We start from the raw sequence: 25050 nt of genomic DNA, 5'->3' as shown, positions 1-25050 counted from the left end.
CTACATGACCGGCTTCTCGATCGCGCCCCCGGCGTCGACCCAATCCTTGAAGCCACCGACGTTGTAGACCTGGCCGTAGCCCATGTCGTGAAGCACCTTACCTGCGAGAGCGGAACGACCGCCGGAGGCGCAATAAAGAATCACAGTCTTGTCCTTGGCGAAGGCCTTGTCGTGATAGGGCGAATCCGGATCGGCACGGAACTCCAGCATGCCGCGGGAAATATTCAACGCGCCATGAATCTTGCCGCTCTTCTCGATTTCCGGCGCATCGCGCACGTCGAGCACGAGCGCGTTACCCTTCCTGATCATTTCCTTGGCCTGGGCCGGAGTGATCTTCGTCACGACCGCGTTGGCGGCCTCCATCATCTGTTTCACGGAAATTGGCAATTTCTTCTCCTAAGGGTTAGCGGTTGATTGAACGCTCCCCTTAGCCGGCCTCGTCGTCCATCGCGTCCTTCGTTCGGAGGAGGATGCGCGCAGCTAAAGCCCCCGGATCATCCCCGCATTGATCAGCAGCCGGTTCAGCCGCCGCGCTTCGGCGCCGTCTTTGCAAGCGTAGAACATGCCCTTGCAGCGGAGCATGATCTCCTTCTGCTCGGCGAAGGACGGATCGAGCGGAATGCCGGCGGCTTCCTGGATCACCAGCGGCAGATAGGGGCCGTCGATCGTGTCCATCACAGCGTCGCTTTTCACCGGCTCGAAATTAACGGCGTCGATCGCGTAATAGGTTGCGTAGAGACGCGGATCGTATTGGTCGAGCTTCTTGCCGATGGCGCCTTCGTCGAGCCCGGGCTCGAGGATCTGCGGCGCGAATTCCGGCTGATGGTCGCCATAGCGCACGATCAGGAACGGCTCGCCCGGGAACGTCTTCTTCAGTCCGGCGATGAAAGCCTTGTACTGCTCTGCGCTCATCGCCTGTCGGCGCAGATATTCGTCGATGGAGGGCGTGTTGCCCGGCGCGCGCCAGTTCGGCAGCAACTCGGGCCGGAAACGCGTCTCCCAGGGGAAATGATTGGCACCGAGATAGATGAAGGTGAACAGCGGCTTGTTGGGCGTGCGCTCGCCCATCAGCCGGAGCGCCTTGTCGTAGAAGAAGCTGTCGGGTTCGACATCCTTGGCGCCGAGATCCTTCGAGTCGAAGAAGCGCTCGACTCCGGTCGTCACCTGAAAGCTGCGCGCGCCCATGAAGCCGCCATAGGCCGGATACAGCGACATGGTGTCGTAGCCGCAGCGCCGGAGCGCCAGCGGCAGGCCGCGCTCAACGCGGCCAGACGCAATGCGCGTCACGAAATAGGCGAAACGGCCGAACGAGCGCGAGGAGAGACCAGCGAGCACATTGTATTCAGTGAACCAGCTCGGCCCGCCATTGCTCTCGGCCAGGAACGTACGCTGCTTGCCGTCCAAGGACTTGAAGTGACTGCCATAGCCGGGCGGCACCTTGATGCCCTGCGCGGCGCGGATGTCGAAGCTCGATTCATCATGGACCATGATGATGTTCGGCCGCCGGCCGGCGGGATGGCAGGCATCGACCAGCGGCATGTTGAGCCGCTCGTTGGTCGAGGCCGCCGACTCCATGAAGCCGTACTGCGCGAAGTCGGAGACCGCGCTGACGCCGGAGCGAAAGAATTTCGAGAGATAGCCGTCGTCGTAATAACCGCGCCATGCCTCATCGGGATGGTAGACGGAATAGCCGACCATCGCGGCTACACAGGCAAGCATGGCGGCGAGTGCCGGCAGGCGTCGGATGCGAAACGGATCGAGCCACCACAGCGCGTACATCAGCGGCAGCGTGACGAGGCCGGCCCCGATCACCGACCAGCGCAGGTTCGGGAAGATCGTGAACAGGAACGCAACGGTGTCGCGGTCGATCATCATCAGGTCGATGAAGTTGACCGTCATCTGCACGACGTCGTGCTTGAGCCGCGACAGCAGGACAAGCACAACGACCATCGTCAGCGACAGCGCGCCCGACAGCGCCGGCCGCCGCAAGAGCGTGATCCAGAAGAAGTTGAGGATGCCCCAGGCGAGTACGAAGGAGAGGCGCGAGCCGAAATCGGTCTCGGTCTCGTACATCAGACCAATGGCTGCAAGGTGCGGCGCGGCAACAGCGAGCAAGCGCCAGATGCCGAGCGCGGCAACGCTCGCCAGCACGGCGGTGGCGGCAGAAGGACCTGGATTGGGCGCGGACGCCATTGACGACACGCAACTTCTGGTCCGGGGCGGTGATGCCAAGCCGACTGGAGCACCAGCGACGTTCGGAGCAGCCGGAAAGCCTGCACCGTGTCATAAAACTGTAATTGAACGGTCACGGACAAGCAACGCGTGTGGCGACCCGACCTTCGCTTAATGTTAGCGGGCGGCGAAGGGCCGCACGGCGAGCGACGCTAGCGCTTGACGATCCCCGCGATGAACAGGTCGATCACCCCCTCTGCCATCTGCTCGACCTCGCCCTCCTCCACCCCCCAGCGCGGAAAGTGACCATCGAGGTTCATCCGGGCAAAGCCGTAGACCAAGGCGCGGCCGGCGATCTGGATACGCTTGAGGTCAGCTGACCGGAGCAAGCCCTGCTCTGCCGCTTCAGCCAGCATCCGCTCAGTCAGCGCGATCACCTCGGCATTGTCCCGCGTCAGTTCGGCCGAGCTGCCATGGGCAAAATATCGCCCGGTGGAGATGATCTCGAAATGCGCCGGATTGCGCATGGCCCAGCGCACATAGGCGAGGCCGAAGGAGCGGAAGCGGGCCAGCGGCTCGGCGGGCGGAGCGTCTGCCAGCGCCGCCTCGATCTCGACGCGGAAGCGCCGCTGCGCCTCCCCGGCTACTGCGGCCATCAGCGCGTCGCGGTTGGGGAAGTGCCGGAACGGTGCTCCCGGCGACACCGCGGCGCGGCGCGCGGCCTCGCGCACCGAGACTTCGGCACCCTCGGCTGCCAGTTGCAGCGCAGCATCGATCAGCACCCGGCGGAGATCACCGTGATGATAGGGCCGGTCTTCCTGTGTTTGACGACGGACGCGGGGCTTAGCTGGCTGACGGGCGGGCATAAAGCCTTCTAGCATCACCCGAACGTGAATGTAATCGGCGATTACACCGTTGACGATGGGGTTCGCCCCAAATGTAATCGATGATTACATAACCGAGGAGATCATCATGTCGCACGTCAAGGCTGGTTCGAAGGCTGGCGGCTGCTTGCCGTCCTCACCTTGAGCCTGATGGCCCTCAGCCTGTGGATCGCCTCGATGCGGCAGTTCGAGGTCGACGGCGTGCGGATGGTGATCCGCTTCACGGCGCGGAGCTCGCTGCTGCTGTTCTGCCTCGCCTTCGGCGCCGCGGCGCTGGCGCGGCTGTGGCCCAGCGCCTGGACGCGCTGGCAGCGCCGCAACCGCCGTTATCTGGGCCTGAGCTTCGCAGCCTCCCACGCCATCCACGCAGGCGCGATCGTCGCGTTCGCTAAAATGGATCCGGCGGGCTTCGCGGACGCCACTTCGGCTGCCTCCTACATCTTCGGCGGCATCGGCTATGCCATCATCATTGCCATGAGCGCGACCTCGTTCGACCGCACCGCCGCGCTGCTCGGGCCGCAGGCCTGGCGCACGCTGCACCTCGTCGGCGGCTACTATCTCTGGTTCCAGTTCATGGTGTCGTTCGGCAAGCGCGTGCCGACGATGCCGCTCTATGCCGTGTTCCTCATTCCGCTACTCGCCGTGGTGGCGCTGCGGCTGATCGCGATGGCCGCCCACCCGCGCGGACGGACGGCCGCTGCAAGCTAAGCGGCCGCTTCAGCCCTGCGGCAGCAGCCCGAGCCGCTTGGCGATGATGCGGTCGACCGCGCGCTTGGGCAGCGTGGCAGTCATCAGGTGTCGCATCCGGTCCGGCGTGATCTGGTAGCGAACCTTGGGCCTCGCCGCCGTGAGCGCCTCGAAGACCACCTCGGCGATCCGCTCGGCCGGGAGGCCGGTCTCGCCGAGCTTCATCATGAAGGCCATGACCTTGTTGAGCGCGGGCAGGTAGGGCGACTTCTGGTAGACTGAGAGATCGAACTGCTCCGCCTTGCTCCAGATCGGCGTCTTCACCGCACCAGGGGCGACGATGACGACGTCAATGCCGAACAGCATCAGCTCGCGGCGCAGGCTCTCCGACAGGCCCTCGATGGCGTGCTTGGAAGCGCAATAAGGCGCCGACAATGGGTTGCCGTTCTTGCCCGCGACCGAGCTGATCATCACTATCCGGCCCTTCGGCCCCTTCAGCGACGGGTCCGCGCCGAGCAGCGGACCAAAAGCCTGCGTCGCGATGACCGGGCCGATGACGTTGATGTCCATTTGACGGCGGAAATCGTCGGCCGACATTTCGAGCACGGGACCGGCGACAGCGACGCCGGCATTGTTGACGAGGCCCGCAAGCGTCTCGCCGCCCAGCGCCTCGCGGACCTGGCGCGCGGCGGCCAGCACCGCGGCCTCTTCGGTGACGTCGAACAGCAGCGGCGTGAAATTGGCGCCGAATTCGCCGGTGAGCCGATCGGCGTCGGCCTGCTTACGAACGCTGCCGAAGACGCGATAGCCGCGCCCGATCAGGAGTTTTGCAATGGCCCAACCGATGCCGGTGGACGCGCCGGTGATGACAACAGATCGCATTAGTCGTTCCCCCCAATAGTTCCGGCGATCATGTAGGAGGAAGGCGCTGTCGCGCAATGCTGCCCAATTCTCAGTCCGGGCACAGACCACGATTTTACGCGAGTGACGCTCGGCAAGAAGGTGCAGCATATGTCGGTTCTTAGGATGAAGCGCCCACCGAACGTCACGCGACAAGATTGATCGCGATGAGACAACAGATGAAGAGTCGAATCTTGGACTTTGAACAGACTGATGTTTTGACGATTTGAAGCTTGCGGGAAACTCTGAGAAACGACGCGAGGCCAAGAATGTGGTTTAAGCGTCAGTTCTTTGTGCTCAGAGGGCGCTTCAACGCGCGAAGAATTTGAATGAAGCAGCAATGCTTCGCGCGAGAAAGAAAGAGCGAGACCGCTGTTGCGGTCTCGCTCAGAAATAGTCGCGAAGGTTTAAGAATTAGTTTGGCGAGCGAAGCATTTGCTTCACCCGTCATTCCGGGAAGCGATGAAGTCGCGCCCCCGGAATGACGGCGATGCCGTCAGTTCTTCGACTTGTCGACCAGCGCGCCCTTCTTGATCCAGGGCATCATGTCGCGCAGCTTGGCGCCGACTTCCTCGATCGGGTGCGCGGCGAGCTTGGCGCGGGTCGCCTTGAACGAGGTCTGGTTGACCTTGTTCTCGAGCATCCAGTCGCGGGCAAACTTGCCGCCCTGGATGTCGGCGAGAACGCGCTTCATCTCGGCCTTGGTCTCGGCGGTAACGATGCGCGGACCGGTGACGTACTCGCCGTATTCTGCGGTGTTGGAGATCGAGTAGTTCATGTTGGCGATGCCGCCTTCATAGATCAGGTCGACGATCAGCTTCACTTCGTGCAGGCACTCGAAATAGGCCATCTCCGGCGCGTAGCCGGCCTCGACCAGGGTCTCGTAACCGGCCTTGATCAGCTCGACCAGGCCGCCGCAGAGCACGACCTGCTCGCCGAACAGGTCGGTCTCGCACTCTTCCTTGAAGCTGGTCTCGATGATGCCGGCGCGGCCACCACCAACGGCGGAGGCGTAGGACAGGCCGAGGTCATGGGCATTGCCCGAGACGTCCTTGGCGATCGCGATCAGGCAGGGCACGCCGCCGCCGCGCTGATACTCCGAGCGCACGGTGTGGCCGGGGCCCTTCGGCGCGATCATCAGCACGTCGAGGTCGGAGCGGGGATCGAGCAGGTTGAAGTGGACGTTGAGGCCGTGCGCGAAGACGAGCGCTGCGCCCTTCTTCATGTTGTCGTGCAGGTGCTCGCGATAGATGTCGCCCTGGAGCTCGTCCGGGGTCAGCATCATGACGAGGTCGCCCCATTTGGCAGCTTCGGCGACTTCCATCACCTTGAAGCCGGCGGCTTCCGCCTTCTTGACCGAGCCCGAGTCTTTGCGCAGCGCAATCGCCACCTCCTTAACGCCGGAGTCCTTGAGGTTCAGCGCGTGGGCGTGGCCCTGGCTGCCATAGCCGACGATGACGACCTTCTTGCCCTTGATCAGGTTCAGGTCGGCGTCGCGATCGTAATAAACACGCATAGTCGTTTCCTCATTCAGGGCCAGAATCGGCCAAAGGTCGGTGTCCGAAAGGTGAAATTTGCGGATTTCGGGGGCTGTCTAGAGCATTTTGGCCCCTTAAGGAAACCCGTTTCTGCATGGAAATCCGCGACATCATGCATCCATGAAAACGGGGTAGAGGGAGGCGAGCAGCAGGACCGCCATCACGATGTTGAAGGCGCGGACCAGCCGCTCGGAGGTCAGGACTGGCCGCAGTGCAGTGCCGAAAAAGGCCCACACCACGGTCGAGACCGTGCCCACGAGCAGGCTGATCAGGGTCTGAATCGCGATGTTGATCGGGAACTGGGCAATCGCCGCATAGGCCGTGATGGTGCCGATCACGATCACCCAGCCTTTGGCGTTGATCCACTGGAACATGGCGGCGCCCCAGAAGGTCATCGGGCCGCGGCCATCCCCCTCGCCCGGCTTGGCCGCGCCGGAGAAGGCGATCATTGCGGCGAGGTAAATCAGGTAGGCGGCGCCCGCATATTTCAAAATGCTCTGGAGGATCGGATAGGCCAAAAACACCGTGCCGAGCCCGAGACCGACGGCGCCGACCATGAAGGCGAAGCCGATGGTGATGCCGGCAATGTGCGGGATGGTGCGGCGGAAGCCGTAAGTCAGCCCCGACGACAGCAGCATGATGTTGTTCGGGCCCGGTGTGAAGAACATCACGAGGGCGAAGATGATGAAGGCATAGAGCAGCGACTGGGACATGGTCACCTCACGCGATCTTCGCAAGCGGCTGCGGCCGCTTGACCAGCACCATCACCGCAATGCCGCCGATGACGGTCAGCATGCCTGCGAGACGCAACGGCCCGAACCGCTCGCCGAACACGATGCTGGACGCGGCGGAGCCGACGAACGGCACCAGCAGCGCGAACGGCACCACTTGCGCAGCCGGATAGTCGCGCAGCAACCGGCCCCACAGCCAATAGGCGATGCTGGTCGAGATGGCGCCGATCACCAGCAGGCAGATCAGACCAGTGAGCGACATGTGGATCAGCGACTGCCAGGTCGGCGCCGGCCCGTTGACGAGCAGCGCCAGCACGAACAGCGGCACTGCGGTGACGAGGCAGAGCCAGGCAAACAGGTCGAACATTGGCACGCCCCGGGCCCCGCGCAGCAGAATGTTGCCGACGGCAAAACTGAGGGGCGCGATCATCAGCACAGCAAAGGCACCGACGCTGAAATCATAACCGACGGTGCCGCAGATCATCAGCAAGCCGATCGCCGCGATGACGACGCCCAACGTCTGCGCCTGCGTCGGCCGTTCACCGAACGCGAGCGCGGCAAGGCCGATCGTGAACAGCGCTTGGCTCTGCACGACTACGGAGGTCAGTCCCACCGGCACGCCATGGGCGATGCCGTAGGCCTGGCTCAGGAACTGGCCTAAAAACAGCGTGAAGCTGATCGCGATCAGGAGCGACCAGGCGATTTTCGGTTTGCGGACGAACAGGCAGGGCACCGCGGCAATCATGAAGCGCATCGCCGTCATCAGCTCCGGCGAAAACTCGTCGAGCGCGATCCGGCTCGCCACGAAGGCAAGCCCCCAGATGATCGCCACCAGGATGGCGATGAAGATATCGGCCGGCTTCATTGTTGTTCCCGGTTCTGCCTTGTCGTGCAGCCCTGTTGTTCTGGTATCGTCTTGCTCGCCGGCCGTTACATGGAAGAATTGGGTTTGCGCAGGAGATACGTGCCGTGCATCGGCGCGTGATAGTCGGCCGAAACCAGCGTGAAGCCGACATCGGTCAGCATCCGCTCCATGACCCAGCCGAAGGTGGAATATTCGTCGCGCATATGCATCACCACGCTCTCGCGCGAGAAATCGTGGTTCTTGGTCTGGAACTCGGCCCATTGATCGACGTCGCGCTCGACGGCATCGGGCATCGAGACATAAACGATGTCGCGCAGATAGAAGCTCGCGCCCGGCTTCAGCGCACGATAGATCCGCGACATCGCCACCGCCTTCCAGAAATCCGGCAGATGGTGCAGCGTGAATTCGCTGACGATCAGGTCATAGGATTCCGGCTGGTAGGCGAAGCTGAGGAGGCCCGCCGACTGCGTCGCGACCTTTGCCTTGCGGTCGCGCGCATAGATCTCGGCCAGCGCCAGCATCGCCGGCGAGATGTCGATGGCGTCGACCTGCGCTCCCATCAGCGCGGCTTCGGTCGCCAGCACGCCGTTACCGCATCCGATATCGGCGATGCGCCAGCCGCGCTGGACCTCGAGCATTTTCAGTGCGGCGCGCGCGCGCAAATCGGCATCGTCGTGGGCATCATAGATCGATGCCACCGCGGGCTCGATGCCCATCCGGTTCCGCTCGTTATAGTACCAGTCGCGCGCCAGCATGGCTCACATCCCTTCAGGCCCGCGGCCGATCGCGGCAACGCCGGTGCGCGACACCTCGACAAGGCCGAGCGGGCGCATCAGGTCGATAAACTGATTGATCTTGTCCGTATTGCCTGTGATCTCGAACACGAAGCTCTCGGTGGTGGCGTCGATTACGCGGGCGCGGAACGCGTCGGCCAACCGCAGCGCCTCGACGCGATGCTCGCCCTGGCCGCGCACCTTCACCATCGCAAGCTCGCGCTCGATTGAACGCTTGGTCAGCGTCATGTCGACGACGCGATAGACCGGGATCATACGGTCGAGCTGATGCTTGATCTGCTCGATCACCATCGGCGTGCCGGTGGTGACGATGGTGATGCGCGACAGATGCTTCTGGCTCTCGGTCTCGGAGACAGTGAGGCTCTCGATGTTGTAGCCGCGGCCGGAGAACAAGCCGATGACGCGCGCGAGCACGCCGGGCTCGTTCTGCACGAGCACCGAAAGCGTGTGCGTCTCGTTGGGATCGTGACGCTCTTCGATGAAGTAGGCGGATGCCGGCTGGTTCATTGTCGTCCCCTCTATTCTCTCGTCACGCCGTCGCCGGCGCGCCCGTTCCGACCCACTGGCGGAACAGATCGAAATCGATGTTGCCGCCGGACAGCACGAGACCGACGCGCTTGCCTTGCAGTTTTGTCTTTTCCTGAAGTGCCGCGGCGAGCGCGGCAGCGCCGGCGCCTTCGGCGAGATTATGCGTGTCGGTCCAGTAGGCGCGGATCGCGGCGGCGACCTCGTCGTCGGTGACCTCTACGATGCGCGAGGCGCCCTTGCGGATGATGGTGAGCGCTTCCGGATCCGGAATCCGCGTCGCCATGCCGTCGGCGAGCGTGTTGCTGGTCTCGGTCGTCACGACCTTTCCGGCTGCGAACGACAGCGCATAGGACGGCGCTTCCGTCGACTGCACGCCGACGATCTCGGTTTTCAAGCCGAGCAGGTCGCGCGCCATGATGCAGCCGCAGATGCCAGAGCCCTGCCCGATCGGCACATAGAGAATGTCAAGATCGGGCGCGGAGCGGAACAGCTCGAGCGCGTAGGTCGCCACGCCCAGAACCAGATCCGGGTGGAACGAGGGCACCATATGAAGCCCGGCGAATTGCGCGTGACGCCCGGCTTCCTCACGCGCAGCCTGAAAATCCTCGCCATGCTCGACCAGCTCGGCGCCAAAGGTCTTCATCGCGCGGTTCTTCTCGACCGAGTTGCCGCGCGGCACGTAGATCACCGCCGGCACGCCGTGACGGCTTGCCGCGAATGCGAGGCTCTGACCGTGATTGCCGCGCGTCGCCGAGATGATGCCTGGAACGTTCGGCCGCTCGCGCTTCAGCCGCTCGAGATAGACCAGCCCGCCGCGCACCTTGAAAGCGCCGATCGGCGTGTGGTTCTCGTGCTTGACCAGAACTTGCGTGCCGAGCCGCTCGGCCAGCAAGGGCCAGGCATGCGCCGGCGTTGCCGTCACCGCCTGCCCCACGATCGCATGTGCACGCTCGAGCTCGTTCAGGTCGAACATGACGTCACACCAGCGCCTTGCCGCCAGCGAATGCCTTTGCGGTGGCCTCGTCATTGGCCTGTTCCGGCAACAGCATCTCGTTATGCGCCTTGCCGGAGGGGATCATCGGGAAGCAGTTTTCCAGCGCGGCGACGCGGCAGTCGAACAGCACCGGACGCTTGACCGAGATCATCTCCTGGATGGCGCCGTCGAGATCTGACGGCTTGTGCACCTGGATGCCGACGCCGCCATAGGCTTCCGCGAGCTTGACGAAATCCGGCAACGCCTCCGAGTAGGAGTGCGACAACCGGTTGCCGTGGAGCAGCTGCTGCCACTGCCGCACCATGCCCATGTACTGGTTGTTCAGGATGAAGATCTTGATCGGCAGCTCGTACTGCACCGCCGTCGACATCTCCTGCATCGTCATCTGCACCGAGGCGTCGCCCGCGATGTCGATGACGAGGCTGTCCGGGTGCGCCACCTGCACGCCGACCGCGGCTGGCAGGCCGTAGCCCATGGTGCCGAGACCGCCCGACGTCATCCAGCGATGCGGCTCCTCGAAACCGTAGAACTGCGCCGCCCACATCTGGTGCTGGCCCACCTCGGTGGTGATGTAGGTGTCCCTGCCGCGCGTCGCCTCGAACAGGCTCTGGATCGCGTGCTGCGGCAGGATCACGTCGTTGCTCTTCCTGTAATAGAGCGAGTTGCGGGCGCGCCACTGCGTGATCTGCTGCCACCACGCCTTGATGTCGGGCTGCTTCGACTCCGCCTTGAACACCTGGAGGATGTCGCCGAGGATGTTGGCGCAATCGCCGATGATCGGCACATCGACCCGGATGTTCTTGTTGATCGAGGACGGGTCGATGTCGATGTGGATCTTCTTCGAATTCGGCGAGAACGCGTCGACGCGGCCGGTGATGCGGTCGTCGAAGCGCGCACCGACGCACAGCATGACGTCGCAATCATGCATGGTCATGTTGGCTTCGTAGGTGCCGTGCATGCCGAGCATGCCGAGCCAGCTCTTGCCCGACGCCGGATAGGCGCCCAGGCCCATCAGCGTCGAGGTGATCGGAAAGCCGGTGACCTCGACCAGCTCGCGCAGCAGCTTGGTCGCTTCCGGACCCGAATTGATCACGCCGCCGCCGCTGTAGATCACAGGACGTTTGGCATTGGCGAGCAGCGACACGGCTTTGCGGATCTGCGTCGCATCGCCCTTCACGCGCGGCGCGTAGGACCTGTGCACGTCGGACTTGCGCGGCGGATGATAGGTGCCGGTCGCGAACTGCACGTCCTTGGGCACATCGACCAGCACCGGGCCAGGGCGGCCCGTGGTCGCGACGTAGAAGGCCTCGTGCAGCACTTTTGCGAGATCGTTGACGTCGCGCACCAGCCAATTGTGCTTGGTGCAGGGGCGCGTGATGCCGACGGTGTCACATTCCTGGAACGCGTCATTGCCGATCAGATGCGTCGGCACCTGGCCGGAGATGCAGACCAGCGGAATCGAATCCATCAGCGCGTCGGTGAGCGGCGTCACCATGTTGGTGGCGCCAGGACCGGAGGTCACCAGCGCGACGCCCGGCTTGCCGGTCGAGCGCGCATAGCCCTCGGCGGCGTGACCGGCGCCCTGCTCGTGGCGGACCAGGATGTGCTGGACCTCGCTCTGCTGGAAGATCTCGTCATAGATCGGAAGCACGGCGCCACCGGGATATCCGAAGATATCCGTCACGCCATGATCGATGAGCGCGCGGACGATCATCGCGGCGCCGGTCATCTGGTTCGGATCGTGGCTCTTGTCGCTCATTGGCTTGCTCCGGATGCGCTGTTGTCAGCGGCTTCGTTCGTGTCGGGTTCGGGAAATAAAAAAGGCCCCGAAGAGGGCCCATGCACACCGCCTGTCATGTGGATGGCAGCTAGCCACCCCCGGCGGTGTGCCTGGGTACGACGGCGATAAGGAGTTTGGTAATAATGTTACGCATGGCAGGTGCCCGGCTTCCCAAAGGTTGCGCGAAACATAGCGGCCAAAGCCCGGATGTCAAGGCAATGCGGCCGTTCCCGCGCGATTTTGGCAGTGTAGCGGCGTTCCCGGAGTTCGGCGAGAGGTAAAATCGGGAACCGGGGCACAAAAGCGCGTCAGCCGGCGTCCCTTGCTGACTTGACGGAGGCTGCGAGCCACCCCCTCGCCTCACCCAGCTTCACCCATTCGAACTCGGGCAGCTGGTGGCGGAACCAGGTGAACTGGCGCTTGGCGTAGTGGCGGGTGTCGGCGCGGCCGACGGTCGCCGCCTCATCGAGACTTATCTCGCCGCGCAAATGGCGGATCAGTGCCGGCACGCCATGCGCCTTCATGGCCGGCAACAGCGGGGCGAGGCTGCGCGCAGCGAGCCGCTCCACCTCCTTCAGCGCGCCCGCGCCGAGCATGGCGTCGAACCGGGCATCGATGCGGGCATAGAGCTCGTCGCGCTCGGGTGCGAGAAACACCGCGCGAAAACTGTCCTTCGGCAACAGCGGCGGCTCGCCCTCTTGGTGCCAATCGAGCAGCGAACGTCCGGTCGCTTCGATCACTTCGAGCGCGCGCGCGATGCGGGTGCGGTCGCGCAGGTTCAATCGCTCCGCGGCGCGTGGATCGCGGGCCGCGAGTTCCGCATGCAGGGCCTCGACGCCGTTCCGCTCCAGCCGCGCTCGTACGTCGTCGCGGATCTCGGTAGGGATCGGCGGCACCACCGAGAGACCCGCCGTGAGCGCCTTGAAATACAGCCCAGTGCCGCCGATGAAGATCGGCAGGCGGCCTTCAGCCCGCGCCTCTTCGAGCGCCTTGGCCGCGTCGTTCACCCAGGCGCCGGCCGAAAAATTCACCGCCGCATCGACATGGCCATAGAGGCGGTGCGGCACCCGCGCCTCCTCGGCCCCTGTGGGACGCGCGGTGATGATGCGCAGGTCGTGATAGACTTGCATGGAATCGGCATTGATGACGACGCCGCCCGTGGTCAGTGCAAGCTCGAGCGCTAGCGCCGACTTGCCGCTGGCGGTCGGGCCTGCGATAAGCACGGCCTTGCCAACATGGCTTCTGCTGACTTGCCCCTCGTTCACGAAAACCTCAAATGTCCCTCGTCGCCACGCTGATCTGCAATCCCGCCAATCCCGCGCTCGACTCGACCATCGTCGACGGCGCCCGCGCCGTGCTGCCGCAGGCGCTGCCAGCACACTGGCTGTTCGACGGGGTCGCGGTCGACATTCCCTTCGGCGCCGACAGTAACCTCGAAGGCGACCGCCACGCCATCGAACAACGGTTGCGCGAGCTTCGCGGCGACCTCCCGATCGACATCGTCGTGCAGCCAGTCGGCTTCCGGCGCAAGAGGCTTTTTCTCGCCGACATGGATTCCACCATGATCGGCCAGGAATGCATCGACGAGCTCGCCGATCTCGTCGGGATGAAGGCGCATGTCGCAGGCATCACCGAGCGCGCAATGCGCGGCGAGATCGAGTTCGAGCCGGCGCTGCGCGAGCGCGTCGCGCTTCTGAAGGACCTTCCCGCCAGCGTCGTCGACAAGGTGCTGGCCGAACGCATCACGCTGACCCCGGGCGGCCGCGAGCTGGTCGCCACGATGCGCGCGCACGGCGCCTATACCTGCCTCGTTTCCGGCGGCTTCACCTTGTTCACGAGCGCGGTCGCCGCAAAGCTCGGCTTCCAGGAGAACCGCGCCAACGAGCTCGTCGTGCGCGACGGCAAATTCGCCGGCGAAGTGAAGGAGCCGATTTTGGGCCGCGCAGCCAAGCTCGCGACGCTGGTCGATTTGATGGAGTCGTTTGATCTCGACGATATCGACTCGGTCGTCGTCGGCGACGGCGCCAACGATCTCGCGATGATCCAGGCGGCGGGGCTGGGTGTGGCATATCACGCGAAGCCCGCGGTGGCGGCTGCAGCTTCCGCGCGGATCGATCACGGCGATCTCACCGCGCTGCTGTATGCGCAGGGGTATCGGCGCGACGAGTTTGTGGAGGCCTAGCCTGCTCTCCAGCGTCATCACCCGCCTTGTGCGCAATTGCGCACTGGGGCGGGTGATCCAGTATTCCAGAGGCCGCGAGGATCGAACCGAGAAGCCGCGCCCTGGATGCCACGGTCAAGCCGGGGCATGACAGTGTGCGGCGAACAGCGGCTCTTACTGCACGCTCAACGCCACGAACCGCAATTCGCCGTCGCCGTTGGAAACCAGCAGCAGCACGGACTTCTTGCCGTCCTTCTTGAGCTGGTCGACCCGCTTCTGGATGTCGGCACCGCTCGACACGGCTTCCTGCGCCACCTCGACGATGACGTCGCCGGCGGAGAGCCGCTTCTCGGCGGCATCCGAATTGGCGTCGACATTGGTGACGACCACGCCCTTGACGGTGTCCTTGATCTTGTAGCGCGCGCGCAGATCCTTGCTGATCACCGCGAGATCGAGGCCGAGCGCCTTCTGCGTCACCAGCTTCTCAGGCGCGGGCTCGTCGGTCTTCACCGCAGCCTGCACCTTGTCGGGATCCTGGAGGCGGCCGAGCGTGACCTTCTTGGTCTGCTCCTCGCCCTTGCGGATGATAATGACGTCGACCTCCTTGCCGACGGCGGTGTCGGCGACGACGCGGGAAAGGTCCTTCGGGTCCTTGACGTCCTTGCCGTCGAACTTGACGACGACGTCGCCGGGCTCGATGCCGGCGGGCTTGGCCGGACCCTTGTCGTCGACGCCGGCAACCAGCGCGCCGCGCGGCGGCTTGATGTTGAGGCTCTCGGCGATCTCGTCGGTGACGCTCTGAATGCGCACGCCGAGCCAGCCGCGGCGTAGTTCGCCGAACTGACGGAGCTGGTCGACCACGCCCGCGACCGTCTTCGACGGCACGGCGAAGCCGATGCCGATCGAGCCGCCGGAGGGCGAGATGATCAGGGTGTTGACGCCGACGACGTCGCCATCGAGGTTGAACAGCGGGCCGCCGGAATTACCACGATTGATGGCGGCGTCGGTCTGGATGTAGCTGTCATAGGGACCCGAGGAGATGTCGCGGTTCTTGGCCGAGACGATGCCCGCCGTCACCGTGCCGCCGAGGCTGAACGGGTTGCCGATCGCAACCACCCAGTCGCCGAGGCGCAGCTTGTCGGAGTCGCCGAACTTCACCGACACCAGCGGCTTCGGCGGCTTGAACTTCAGCACGGCAAGGTCGGTCTTCTTGTCGACGCCGACCAGCTCGGCCTTGATCTTGCTGCCGTCGTTGAGAATGACGTTGATCTCGTCGGCATCCGCGATGACGTGGTTGTTGGTCACGACGACGCCGGAGGTGTCGATGATGAAGCCGGAGCCGAGCGAGTTGGCTTTGCGCGGCGGGCCGCTGTCGCCGCCCTTGCCGCCGCCGCCGGGACCCTTGCGGTTCTTGAAGAAGTCGTCGAAGAATTCCTCGAAGGGCGAGCCGGGCGGAAGTTGCGGCATGGTGTTGCTGCCGCCGCCGCTGCCCTTGGCTTCAACGGTCTGCGAGGTCGAGATGTTGACGACCGCGTCGATCACCTTCTCGGCGACGTCGGCGATGCCTTCCGGTCCGCGCGCATAGGCTGGCGAGCCGAACGCGCTGACAGCGCCGACGGCGAGCGCAGCCAGCCCAAGTCGCAAGCGGATCGGGCGCAAGCGGGTCGGGGCAATGGTGGCAGCGGTCATTGTGGTCTCCAGAGAAAAGAATGCGACGCCAAGGATTCGGCCCGAAGACTGCGCTCGAACGGGGGGACGGCGCAAGCACGGAGCTTAACGGGCTTCAAGACCCCGATAATACGGCGAAAACCCGCCCTGCGCCTTCACTTTGGCGTTGGCGCGTCCTTCAGATGGGCCGCCGCATCACCCAGATCAGGATCAATCCGGCGACAGCCGAACCGATCCCAACCGCGCGCAGGACGTTGTCCGGCGTGGCGATTGCGCTCTTCATGGCCTTGCGCATCCAGGCAGGACTTGCCGCGAACATCAAGCCTTCGAGCACGAACAGAATGCCTAAGCCGATGAGGAAGTCGGCGAACGCAATGGACCTCATCGGATTGGAACTCCCGTTATGCTGTTCTTGTCTGGACAAAGGGCGGCAGAAGCGCCGCCCTTCGTCTAGCTTACGGCTTCGCCGGTGTCTCGGTCGCCGTCTTGCCGCTCGGGTTACTGAAATACCGGAAGAAATTCGAATCCGGCCGCAGCAGGAAGCGGGTATCGCCCGACTTCAGCCCGTTCTCGTAGGCCGACATCGACCGGTAGAAGGCGAAGAAGTCAGCATCCTTGCCGTAGGCCTCGGCGAACAGGCGGTTGCGTTCGGCGTCACCGACGCCGCGCGTCTGCTCGGCGGTCGAGTTCGCCTCGGCAATGATCACGGTTGCCTCGCGATCAGCCTTGGAGCGGATCTCCTGCGCCTTCTGGCCGCCCTGCGCGCGGAACTCGGCCGCCTCGCGCTGACGTTCGGTCTGCATGCGCTGGTAGACCGCCTGGCTGTTCTGCTCCGGCAGATCGGCGCGGCGGATCCGGACGTCGACGACCTCGATGCCGTAACCGTCGGCCTCGTGGTCGAGCTGCTCGCGGATGCGTCCCATCAGCTTCTCGCGCTCATCACGCACCACAGTGATGAAGTTGACCTCGCCGAGCACGCGGCGCAGCGCTGCGTTCAGCAGCGAGGTGAGCTGGAGGTTCGCAGCCTGGATCGAGCCCACGCTCTGATAGAAGCGCAACGCGTCCTTGATGCGGTAGCGCGCAAAGGCGTCGACCACGAGGCGCTTCTGGTCGGAGGCAATGACCTCCTGCGATGGGTTCTCGAGATCGAGGATCCGCTTGTCGATGTTGATCACGGAGTTCCAGGGCGCCTTGAAGTGCAGCCCGGGGTCGGTGATGACGTCCACCGGCTTGCCGAATTGCAGCACGATGGTCTGCTCGGTCTGCTGCACCGTGAACAGCGACATGTAGGCGACGATCATAATCATCAGCAGCGCAAGCAGCGCAACAATGCCTGTAACTGGAGACCTCATCGGGTGCCTCCGGTCGACTGCTGGCCGGTCGCGGCAGGCCGCTTGGCCGTCAATTCGCTGAGCGGGAGATAGGGCACGATGCCCTGGCTCGAGGAGCCCCCGTCATAAATCAACTTCTCGGAGCCGCCGAGCAGGCGCTCCATCGTCTCCAGATAGATCCGTTCACGCGTCACGTCGGGCGCCTTCTTGTATTCCTCGTACACTTTCAGGAAGCGTGCGCTCTGGCCCTTAGCCTCGGCGACCGCCTGCTCCTTGTAACCTTCGGCCGCTTGCAAGATCTGCGAGGCGCGGCCGCGCGCGTCCGGCACGACCTTGTTGGCGTAGGTCTGCGCTTCGTTTTGCAGCTGCTCGAGGTTGGCGCGCGCTGCCTGCACGTCGCGGAAGGCATCGATCACCTGCGCTGGCGGATCGACCTTCTGCATCTGCACCTGGGTGATCTGGATGCCGGCGCCGTAGCCGTCGAGCGTCTTCTGCATCAAATCCTGCACGGTGGCTTCAGTCTGCGTCCGTGCCCCGGTCAGGATCGGCTGGATGTTGGAGCGACCAATCACCTCGCGCATGGCGCTTTCGGCGACCGCCTTCACGGTGCCCTCGGGGTTCTGGATGTTGAACAGGAAGTTACCGACGCCGTTGGGCTTGATGCGCCACAATACGGTGAAGTCGACATCGACGATGTTCTCGTCGCCGGTCAGCATCAGGCTCTCTTCCGGCACGTCGCGGATCGAGCGGCCGCGCCGGGCGGGATCGTCGATCAACGTCATGCCGATCGAAATGGTGGACACGCGCAGCGCCTTCGGCAGCAGCACGGTCTCGATCGGATAGGGCAGATGATAGTTCAGGCCCGGGTCCACGGTGCGCACGTGCTTGCCGAAACGCAGCACGACGCCTTGTTCTTCAGACTGTACCCTGAAGAAGCCCGACAAAAGCCAGAGCGCGATGATGATGAGCAGGATCAGCGTGATGCCGATGCCGGAGAAATAGCCGCCCGGCATGATCTGCTGGAGCCGGTCCTGGCCACGCCGCAGAAGGTCCTCCAGATCCGGCGGCCTCGGGCCGACCGGTTGCGGGCCTGTGCCCCATGGTCCTTTCGGACCCGAGCCCCACGGGCCACCGCCCTGATTCTTCCACGGCATTCGACGCTCTCCTCGGCAGACCAGAACTAGAACTTGCCCGGCCCGCATTGTCCGGTCCGGCTTTATAGGGGACCGGCAGGTCCCTTACAACGCGGCCATAACCGTCCCACGAGCTATGCTCGGGCACGGAAAAGTCAATGTAAACATTGGCGAATGCAGTTAATTGGGCGGCCGCCGACGATATGTCACATAGGAGTAGTCGGCGCTGTCGTCCGGGCCGGCCGGGTGGCGGACGCGGCTCGTTTCGTCCCACTCGGCCCTGTCGATCTCGAAATGCGTGTCGCCGTCGGGCCGCGCATGCACTTCCGTGATTTCGAGGCGATCGGCGCGATCGAGCCATTGCCGGTAGATTTCGGCGCCGCCGATCACCGCAATCTCGGCGACCGAACGCCGCAGGGCATCGCCGCGCGCGACTATGCCGGCAGCCGCAGACGATGTCGTGACAATGGCGCCGGCGGCGCGATAGGCCTCATCGCGCGTGATCACGATGTTGGTGCGATGGCGCAGCGGCCTGGGCAGGGATTCGAAGGTCTTGCGCCCCATGATCACCGGCTTGCCGATGGTAAGCGCCTTGAAGCGCGCCATATCGGATTTCATTCGCCACGGCATCGCGTTGCCTGCGCCGATGACGCCGTTCTCCGCAATCGCAACAACGAAGACGATCTCCATCAAGACTCGCTCCCCGCAAGCCGCGCCAGCGCAGGCCCGTTGACACGGCACAGCGTCCAGTCGTCCATCATCACGGCGCCGAGCGATTTGTAGAACGCAATCGACGGTGCGTTCCAGTCGAGCACCGACCATTGCAGGCGCGACCAGCCGTTCTCGACACATTCCTTCGCCAGATAAACCAGCAGCGCCTTGCCGAGGCCTTTGCCCCGATGTGAGGGCCGCACGTACAGATCTTCGAGGTAGATGCCGTAGCGGCCGCTGAAGGTGGAGAAATTTGCAAACCAGACCGCGAAGCCGACCGCTTCACCGTTCCACTCGGCGAGTGCGCAAAAGAGCCGCGGATCGTTGCCGAACAGCGCCTCCGCAATCATCGCCTCGGTCGCCTCGACCTCGTGCGACAGCTTTTCGTACTCGGCGAGCTCGCGGATGAACGCAAGAACGATCCCGGCTTCGCCAGGACGCGCGCGACGGATGTTGAGCGACATTGGCGTCAGACCGCGACCGCCGCCTTGATGTGCGGATGCGGATCGTAGCCGACGAGCTCAAAATCCTCGTAGCGGAAGGAGAAGATGTCCTTCACGTCGGGGTTGATCCGCATCACCGGCAGCGCACGCGGCGCCCGCGTGAGCTGAAGCCGCGCCTGCTCCAGATGGTTGGAGTAGAGATGGGTGTCGCCGAACGAATGCACGAAGTCGCCGGGCTTCAGGCCCGTGACCTGCGCCACCATCATGGTGAGCAGGGCGTAGGAGGCGATGTTGAAGGGCACGCCGAGGAAGACGTCAGCCGAGCGCTGGTAGAGCTGGCACGACAGCTTTCCGTTCGCCACGTAGAACTGGAACAGGCAGTGACACGGTGGCAACGCCATCTTGTCGACTTCGGCTGGATTCCAGGCCGAGACGATCAGTCGGCGCGAATCCGGATTACGCTTGATCATGTCGACCACGTTCGAAATCTGGTCGATGCTGCGGCCGTCCGGCGCAGGCCAGGAGCGCCATTGATGGCCGTAGACCGGGCCGAGATCGCCATTGGCATCCGCCCACTCGTCCCAGATGGTGACGCCGTTGTCGCGCAGATATTTGATGTTGGTGTCGCCCTTCAGGAACCACAACAGCTCATGCACGATCGCCTTCAGCGGCAGGCGCTTGGTGGTCAGCATCGGGAAGCCGGCGGACAGATTGAAGCGCATCTGATGGCCGAACACCGATAGTGTGCCGGTGCCGGTCCGATCGGTCTTCTCGGCGCCGTCTGAAAGAATCCGCTCGAGCAGGTCCTGATACTGGTGCATGTGTCATGAGCCTTTGGGAAGGCGGCGAACTTACCGGCCACCCCCGTGCTGCGACAGCGTCGATTCGCCGCCCGCACCGATTATACCCGGAAAAGTGAGCATTCCCGGCACAAACGACAAGGGGCGGAACTGATGTCCCGCCCCTCGCCTATCGGCTTGATTGTGCTGATTAACTTGCCGGCTTGAGCACCGGGGTCCACTTCGCGATTTCGCTCTTCACAAGGGTAGCGAGCGCCTCCGGCGTCCGTTCCGCGGGGGTCGGGATGACGCTGCCGAGCTCGAGCAGGCGCTTGCGTACGGTCTCGTCGTCGAGCGCCTTGACGGCGGTGGCATTCAGGCTCGCCACGATCGCGGGCGAGGTTCCCTTCGGTGCGAACATCGCGTTCCAGGCCTGGGCCTGGAACGCGGGCAAGCCTGCCTCCGCTGTCGTCGGCACGTTTGGCAGCGACGGATTGCGCTCCGCCGTCGCGATCGCATAGGCCTTGATGGTGCCCGCGTTGATCTGCGGCACGGCGTTGACAATCTGGTCGCAGATGTAATCGACCTGGCCTGCCACCAGCGCGTTCATCGCAGGACCCGTGCCGTTGAAGGGCACGCCGACCGGCTTGATGTCGAGGATGGAGTGCAGCAGCTCACAGGACACATGCGAGACCGAGCCGATGCCGGCATGCGCTGCATTCACCTTCTCGGCGTTGGCCTTCACGTAAGTGACGAATTCCTTGAGGTCCTTCGGCGGAAAATCCTTGCGCGCCAGGATCAGGATCGGCGTGCCCGCGAGCAGCGCGATCGGCTCAAAATCCTTTTCGGGATGATAGGCGAGCTTCGGATAGAGCGGCACTGAGGCGGCGTGCGTGCCCATGTGCCCGGTGATCAGCGTATAGCCATCATTGGCTGCGCGCGCTGCACGCGTGGTCGCGGTGGTGCCGCCGGCGCCGACCACGTTCTCGATAATGATGCTCTGCCCCAGCGTCTGCGCCATATGCGACGTGACGATGCGCGAGATCACGTCGGTCGGGCCGCCCGCGGCGAACGGCACGATCATGGTGATGCTGCGGGTCGGATAGGTCTGCGCCGCGCCTGGTGCGACAAAGCCGCACAGCGATGCGAGCACTGCTGCACATGCGCCTGCGGCAAGCACGCGAATGGACGTCATCTCGATCTCCTTGTCGGTCCCTTGCGACACAAACAAAAATGCCGGCCTCACGGCCGGCATTTTCATTTCACGAAGCTGTCGGCCAAGTCGATTGGACTTCCGAATGCGGCGCGCCGACGCAGGCGCAGCGCGATCAGCTCTCGGATTCGGTGAACACCTCGTCGCGCTTGGCCCGCAAGAAAGGTAGAACCGTGAGCACCAGCAGGAAGGCAGCGATCGCCAGCAGCACGGCCGACAGCGGGCGCGTCAGGAATACGGTCCAGTCGCCGCGCGATATCAGAAGTGCGCGGCGCAGGTTCTCTTCCATCAACGGTCCGAGCACCATGCCGAGCAGCAACGGCGCCGGCTCGAAATCGTGCTTGATCAGCCAGTAACCGACCAGGCCGAACACGCCTGCGAGGACGACGTCGACCGGCGCGTTGTTCACCGAGTAGATGCCGATCGCGCAGAAGATCACGATCGAGGGGAACATCAGCCGGTAGGGCACGCGCAACAGCCGCACCCAGATTCCGACCAGCGGCAGGTTGATGATGATCAGCATCAGATTGCCGATCCACATCGAGGCGATCATGCCCCAGACGAGCTCCGGCTGCTTTTGCATCACCTGCGGACCCGGCACGATGCCATGAATGGTCATCGCGCCAACCATCAACGCCATCACGGCGTTCGGCGGGATGCCGAGCGTCAGCAACGGGATGAAGGAGGTCTGCGCCGCGGCGTTGTTGGCGCTTTCCGGCGCCGCCACACCCTCGATCGCACCGCGGCCGAACCGCGACGGGTTCTTGGCGATCTTCTTCTCGAGCGTATAGGACGCAAAGGACGCGATGACAGCGCCGCCACCCGGCAGGATGCCGAGGATCGAGCCGAGCACGGTGCCGCGCAGAATCGCAGGCGCGGAGTCGATCAGGTCTTTCCTGGTCGGCATCAGGCCGGTGATCTTCTGCTGCACGAGATCGCGGTTCATCTCGGCGCCGGCGTCGAGATTGCGAATGATCTCGGCGAAGCCAAACACGCCCATCGCCACCGTCGCAAAGCCAAGTCCGTCGGCGAGCTCCGGAATGTTGAAGGCCATGCGCGAGGCGCCGGTCTCGATGTCCGAGCCGACCATCGACAGCAACAGGCCAAGCACGATCATCGCGATCGCTTTCAGTACCGAGCCCTTGGCCAGCACCACCGCGAAGATCAGGCCGAGCACCATCAGCGAGAAATATTCGGCCGGACCGAAGGCCAGCGCGAGCTTGGTCAGGGGCGCACCAAGCACGGCAATCAGGACGGTCGCGACGCAGCCGGCGAAGAACGAGCCGATCGCGGCGATCGCCAGCGCCGGGCCGGCGCGGCCCTGCTTCGCCATCGCGTGGCCGTCGATGGCGGTGACGACCGATGTCGCCTCACCGGGAATATTGACCAGGATCGAGGTGGTCGAGCCGCCGTACTGAGCACCGTAGTAGATGCCGGCTAGCATGATCAGCGCGCCGACCGGCGGCAATCCGAACGTGATCGGCAGCAGCATCGCCACTGTTGCGACGGTGCCTATGCCCGGCAGCACGCCGACAAGCGTGCCGACCAATGCGCCAATCAGGCACATGAGAATATTGATCGAGATCGGGAGCGACAGGCCATAGAGCCACCAGGGTGACCACCAGGAGATCTGAAACACCACACCGAAACCGAGGCCCAGATTGTGGAAGAGATCGAACATCACACCCTCACTGAGCCAGGAAGCGCGGGAACATCGGCATCGGCAGCCCGAGCACGTAGGGGAAGAGCAGCGCGCAGCCGAGCGTCAGGCAGGCGCCGACGATGATCGCTTCGACCCAGCGCGTCTCATGCGTGCCCGTCGCCGCGATCAGGAAGCTCGCGAACGCCGTAACCACGACCCCAAGCGGACGAATCGCCAACGCGAAGAAGACGATCGAGATCATCACGAACAGCGGCCCGCGCCAGGCATAGTGCGCCATCGCCGGCCCATCGGTCAGCAGTCCCGTTAACGCGATGCCGGCGCCAAGTGCGACGAGCAGCCCGCCAAACATCCGCGGCGCCGTGCCTGCTCCGAAGGAGAAGCCGCGCATTCCCTGCAAATCGCTGGAGGCCCACAGCGCAAACAACGCCAGCGCCATCAGAACGATGCCGCCGACATAGTCCTGTGCCGACCTGATCGTCATGAAGATCGTGAGGATCGCCACCGCAAACAGCGGATAGGAATAGACCAGTGCCAGCAGCACATCGGATGACGTCTGCTTGGTGTCACCGCCGACCGCTCTGAGCAACGCACCGGGAGCGCCAACAACCAGCGCCGCGGCGTGGCTCGTCAGGACGGTGGCCGGACCGCGCCCGGCGCCCCAGCCAAAGAAGGTCCCGATCGACCAGATGAATTCGAAAATCTGCGGCGCCACGGCCAGCAGACAGAAGGCGATCACCACCGACGTGTTTCGGGTCGTCGTCGCCGAGTGGCCCATTGTATCGGCCATGCATGTCTCCTCCGCGACTCGGTAAGTCACGAGCATTGTTGTTCTATCGGCTGGAAATCGATCCCCCGCCCGGATCATTGCCTAGCGATTTTCATCACACAATGCCAGCAAAACCCAACAAGCCCCCGGCTAGCAAAAGCCATAGTGGATTGACGCGCGAGACAGCGGCGATCACTGCAACGGTCACGGTCAGAAGCAGTGCAGCAATGGTGCGATCGGTCGACTGGGCCAGGATCAGGGCACTTGCCGCCATCAATCCGATCGAGAGCGGAACCAGCGCAGCCTGAATCAGACCGGGCCAGCGCGATTGGCTCGGCCGGTTCAGGAGCCGGCTGACATAATAGGCAAGCAGCGCCGTCGGCAGGCACATCGCCAGCGTTGCGGCGAGAGCCCCGGGAATGCCGGCAACGGCATAGCCGATTAACGTGACGATAAGGACGTTGGGACCAGGCGAGAGCTGCGCGATCGCATAGGCGTCGACGAACTGCTTGTCGGTCATCCAGTGATGCACATCGACTGCGATGCGGTGCATCTCGGGCACGGCGGCCGCGGCACCGCCGACCGCGAACAGCGACATCAGACCAAAGGTGGAGATCAGCGCCCAGATCGGGTTCTCACTGGTCATGCTGCTACCTTCCGTCGCATCAGGAAGATGACGCCGACGCTGACCGGGATCGCGACCAGCAGCACCGCCTGGAGCGGCAGGCGAAGCACGCCGATGGCGATGAACACCGCAAGCATCAGGATCAGCGCGATGGCATCCATCCGCTTGAGCAGCGGCGTCATCATGCGGAAGACCACGGCGATCAGGAGCCCGACCGCGGCGCAGGAGATGCCGGCGAGGCTGCGGCGCAGCAGGTCTACGTCGCCGAACCGTGCGTAGACGATCGCGAGCCCGGTCATGATCAGCGTCGGCGGCAGCAACAGCCCGGCGAATGCGGCAACGCCGCCCGCGATCCCGCGCAGCCGCGACCCGAACACCATCGACAAATTGACGATGTTGGGCCCGGGCAGGAAGTGGCAGAGCGCAAAAGTCTCGTTGAATTCGTCCGCCGTCATCCAGCGGTGCTGCTCGACGATGGCCCGCCGGGCGAACACCAGGACCCCGCCGAAACCAGCCAGCGACATCCGGGCGAAGGCCATGAACAGCGCCGGCAGGCTGGGCGGAAGGCTGTGGTCGGGGGCGATATCCGGCTCTTGATCTGGTTCTTCGGCGGCCGGTGCTGAATCCGTGGACATCGGAGGAACTTAGAGCCTGTACCGCCTCGCGGCCAAGACCGTCGAGCAC

26 protein-coding genes are annotated in these 25050 nt (G+C 64.0%); 2 read left to right on the top strand and 24 right to left on the bottom strand.

Annotated elements, in window-relative coordinates; translation table 11 throughout:
* From ACPPVR_RS11160 to ACPPVR_RS11150, 3 genes are all read right to left on the bottom strand, one after another.
* Positions 1-387: a rhodanese-like domain-containing protein gene (locus tag ACPPVR_RS11160; protein WP_426614270.1), complete on the bottom strand. Its 387-nt coding sequence runs from the start codon at positions 385-387 to the stop codon at positions 1-3.
* A gap of 93 nt (positions 388-480) precedes the next feature.
* Complete coding sequence (locus tag ACPPVR_RS11155) at positions 481-2193, bottom strand: LTA synthase family protein (protein ID WP_426614269.1); 1713 nt, start codon at positions 2191-2193, stop codon at positions 481-483.
* Positions 2194-2384: 191 nt separating this feature from the next.
* Complete coding sequence (locus tag ACPPVR_RS11150) at positions 2385-3038, bottom strand: TetR/AcrR family transcriptional regulator (protein ID WP_426614268.1); 654 nt, start codon at positions 3036-3038, stop codon at positions 2385-2387.
* Positions 3039-3206: 168 nt separating this feature from the next.
* Between ACPPVR_RS11150 and ACPPVR_RS11145 the strand changes: the two genes are divergently transcribed.
* Positions 3207-3764: a hypothetical protein gene (locus tag ACPPVR_RS11145; protein ID WP_426614267.1), complete on the top strand. Its 558-nt coding sequence runs from the start codon at positions 3207-3209 to the stop codon at positions 3762-3764.
* A 9-nt stretch (positions 3765-3773) separates the two neighbouring features.
* On the opposite strand, the gene ACPPVR_RS11140 is transcribed toward ACPPVR_RS11145, so the two are convergent.
* From ACPPVR_RS11140 to miaA, 9 genes are all read right to left on the bottom strand, one after another.
* Positions 3774-4625: an SDR family oxidoreductase gene (locus ACPPVR_RS11140; RefSeq protein WP_426614266.1), complete on the bottom strand. Its 852-nt coding sequence runs from the start codon at positions 4623-4625 to the stop codon at positions 3774-3776.
* A 514-nt stretch (positions 4626-5139) separates the two neighbouring features.
* Positions 5140-6159 (bottom strand): ketol-acid reductoisomerase, encoded by a 1020-nt coding sequence (gene ilvC, locus ACPPVR_RS11135; RefSeq protein WP_426614265.1) that lies wholly within the window; start codon positions 6157-6159, stop codon positions 5140-5142.
* A gap of 132 nt (positions 6160-6291) precedes the next feature.
* Positions 6292-6894: a LysE family translocator gene (locus ACPPVR_RS11130; RefSeq protein WP_426614264.1), complete on the bottom strand. Its 603-nt coding sequence runs from the start codon at positions 6892-6894 to the stop codon at positions 6292-6294.
* Between the two features lie 7 nt (positions 6895-6901).
* Positions 6902-7777 (bottom strand): EamA family transporter, encoded by an 876-nt coding sequence (locus ACPPVR_RS11125; RefSeq protein ID WP_426614263.1) that lies wholly within the window; start codon positions 7775-7777, stop codon positions 6902-6904.
* A 65-nt stretch (positions 7778-7842) separates the two neighbouring features.
* Positions 7843-8532, bottom strand: coding sequence for a class I SAM-dependent methyltransferase (locus ACPPVR_RS11120; protein WP_426614262.1), 690 nt, complete (start codon positions 8530-8532; stop codon positions 7843-7845).
* Between the two features lie 3 nt (positions 8533-8535).
* A complete protein-coding gene (gene ilvN / locus ACPPVR_RS11115) occupies positions 8536-9078 on the bottom strand; it encodes an acetolactate synthase small subunit (protein WP_007613340.1) in 543 nt (180 codons plus the stop codon).
* Positions 9079-9100: 22 nt separating this feature from the next.
* Positions 9101-10072 (bottom strand): threonine dehydratase, encoded by a 972-nt coding sequence (locus ACPPVR_RS11110; RefSeq protein ID WP_426614261.1) that lies wholly within the window; start codon positions 10070-10072, stop codon positions 9101-9103.
* A gap of 4 nt (positions 10073-10076) precedes the next feature.
* A complete protein-coding gene (locus ACPPVR_RS11105; protein ID WP_426614260.1) occupies positions 10077-11852 on the bottom strand; it encodes an acetolactate synthase 3 large subunit in 1776 nt (591 codons plus the stop codon).
* Positions 11853-12181: 329 nt separating this feature from the next.
* Positions 12182-13138 carry a tRNA (adenosine(37)-N6)-dimethylallyltransferase MiaA gene (gene miaA / locus ACPPVR_RS11100; RefSeq protein WP_426614259.1) on the bottom strand — a complete coding sequence of 319 codons (957 nt, stop codon included), beginning with the start codon at positions 13136-13138 and terminating at the stop codon, positions 12182-12184.
* Positions 13139-13149: 11 nt separating this feature from the next.
* Between miaA and serB the strand changes: the two genes are divergently transcribed.
* A complete protein-coding gene (serB, locus tag ACPPVR_RS11095) occupies positions 13150-14055 on the top strand; it encodes a phosphoserine phosphatase SerB (RefSeq protein ID WP_426614258.1) in 906 nt (301 codons plus the stop codon).
* A 153-nt stretch (positions 14056-14208) separates the two neighbouring features.
* On the opposite strand, the gene ACPPVR_RS11090 is transcribed toward serB, so the two are convergent.
* From ACPPVR_RS11090 to ACPPVR_RS11035, 12 genes are all read right to left on the bottom strand, one after another.
* Complete coding sequence (locus tag ACPPVR_RS11090; RefSeq protein WP_426614257.1) at positions 14209-15723, bottom strand: Do family serine endopeptidase; 1515 nt, start codon at positions 15721-15723, stop codon at positions 14209-14211.
* A gap of 157 nt (positions 15724-15880) precedes the next feature.
* Positions 15881-16087, bottom strand: coding sequence for a DUF2065 domain-containing protein (locus tag ACPPVR_RS11085; RefSeq protein ID WP_045006215.1), 207 nt, complete (start codon positions 16085-16087; stop codon positions 15881-15883).
* A gap of 70 nt (positions 16088-16157) precedes the next feature.
* Positions 16158-17054 (bottom strand): protease modulator HflC, encoded by an 897-nt coding sequence (gene hflC / locus ACPPVR_RS11080; protein ID WP_426614256.1) that lies wholly within the window; start codon positions 17052-17054, stop codon positions 16158-16160.
* Complete coding sequence (gene hflK, locus ACPPVR_RS11075; RefSeq protein WP_426614255.1) at positions 17051-18187, bottom strand: FtsH protease activity modulator HflK; 1137 nt, start codon at positions 18185-18187, stop codon at positions 17051-17053. Before hflK ends, hflC begins: the two co-directional genes overlap by 4 nt.
* A 159-nt stretch (positions 18188-18346) precedes the next feature.
* A complete protein-coding gene (locus ACPPVR_RS11070; RefSeq protein ID WP_426616072.1) occupies positions 18347-18856 on the bottom strand; it encodes a dihydrofolate reductase in 510 nt (169 codons plus the stop codon).
* Positions 18856-19341: an N-acetyltransferase family protein gene (locus tag ACPPVR_RS11065; protein ID WP_426614254.1), complete on the bottom strand. Its 486-nt coding sequence runs from the start codon at positions 19339-19341 to the stop codon at positions 18856-18858. The genes ACPPVR_RS11070 and ACPPVR_RS11065 overlap by 1 nt, the downstream gene beginning before the upstream one ends.
* 5 nt (positions 19342-19346) lie before the next feature.
* Positions 19347-20141, bottom strand: a complete 795-nt coding sequence (locus ACPPVR_RS11060) for a thymidylate synthase (RefSeq protein WP_426614253.1) — start codon at positions 20139-20141, stop codon at positions 19347-19349.
* Between the two features lie 169 nt (positions 20142-20310).
* Positions 20311-21294 (bottom strand): tripartite tricarboxylate transporter substrate binding protein BugD, encoded by a 984-nt coding sequence (locus ACPPVR_RS11055; protein WP_426614252.1) that lies wholly within the window; start codon positions 21292-21294, stop codon positions 20311-20313.
* A 133-nt stretch (positions 21295-21427) separates the two neighbouring features.
* On the bottom strand, positions 21428-22993 hold the full coding sequence (locus ACPPVR_RS11050; protein WP_426614251.1) for a tripartite tricarboxylate transporter permease: 1566 nt from the start codon (positions 22991-22993) through the stop codon (positions 21428-21430).
* Positions 22994-23000: 7 nt separating this feature from the next.
* Positions 23001-23762: a tripartite tricarboxylate transporter TctB family protein gene (locus ACPPVR_RS11045; RefSeq protein ID WP_426614250.1), complete on the bottom strand. Its 762-nt coding sequence runs from the start codon at positions 23760-23762 to the stop codon at positions 23001-23003.
* A gap of 94 nt (positions 23763-23856) precedes the next feature.
* Positions 23857-24387, bottom strand: coding sequence for a chromate transporter (locus tag ACPPVR_RS11040; RefSeq protein WP_426614249.1), 531 nt, complete (start codon positions 24385-24387; stop codon positions 23857-23859).
* Positions 24384-25001, bottom strand: coding sequence for a chromate transporter (locus tag ACPPVR_RS11035; RefSeq protein ID WP_426614248.1), 618 nt, complete (start codon positions 24999-25001; stop codon positions 24384-24386). The genes ACPPVR_RS11040 and ACPPVR_RS11035 overlap by 4 nt, the downstream gene beginning before the upstream one ends.
* Positions 25002-25050 lie beyond the last annotated feature (49 nt).

It is taken from the genome of Bradyrhizobium sp. McL0616 (assembly GCF_049993385.1).
GTDB lineage: Bacteria > Pseudomonadota > Alphaproteobacteria > Rhizobiales > Xanthobacteraceae > Bradyrhizobium.
The sequence above is the reverse complement of the archived record's forward strand: the minus strand, read 5'-3'. Positions and strand labels throughout refer to the sequence as shown.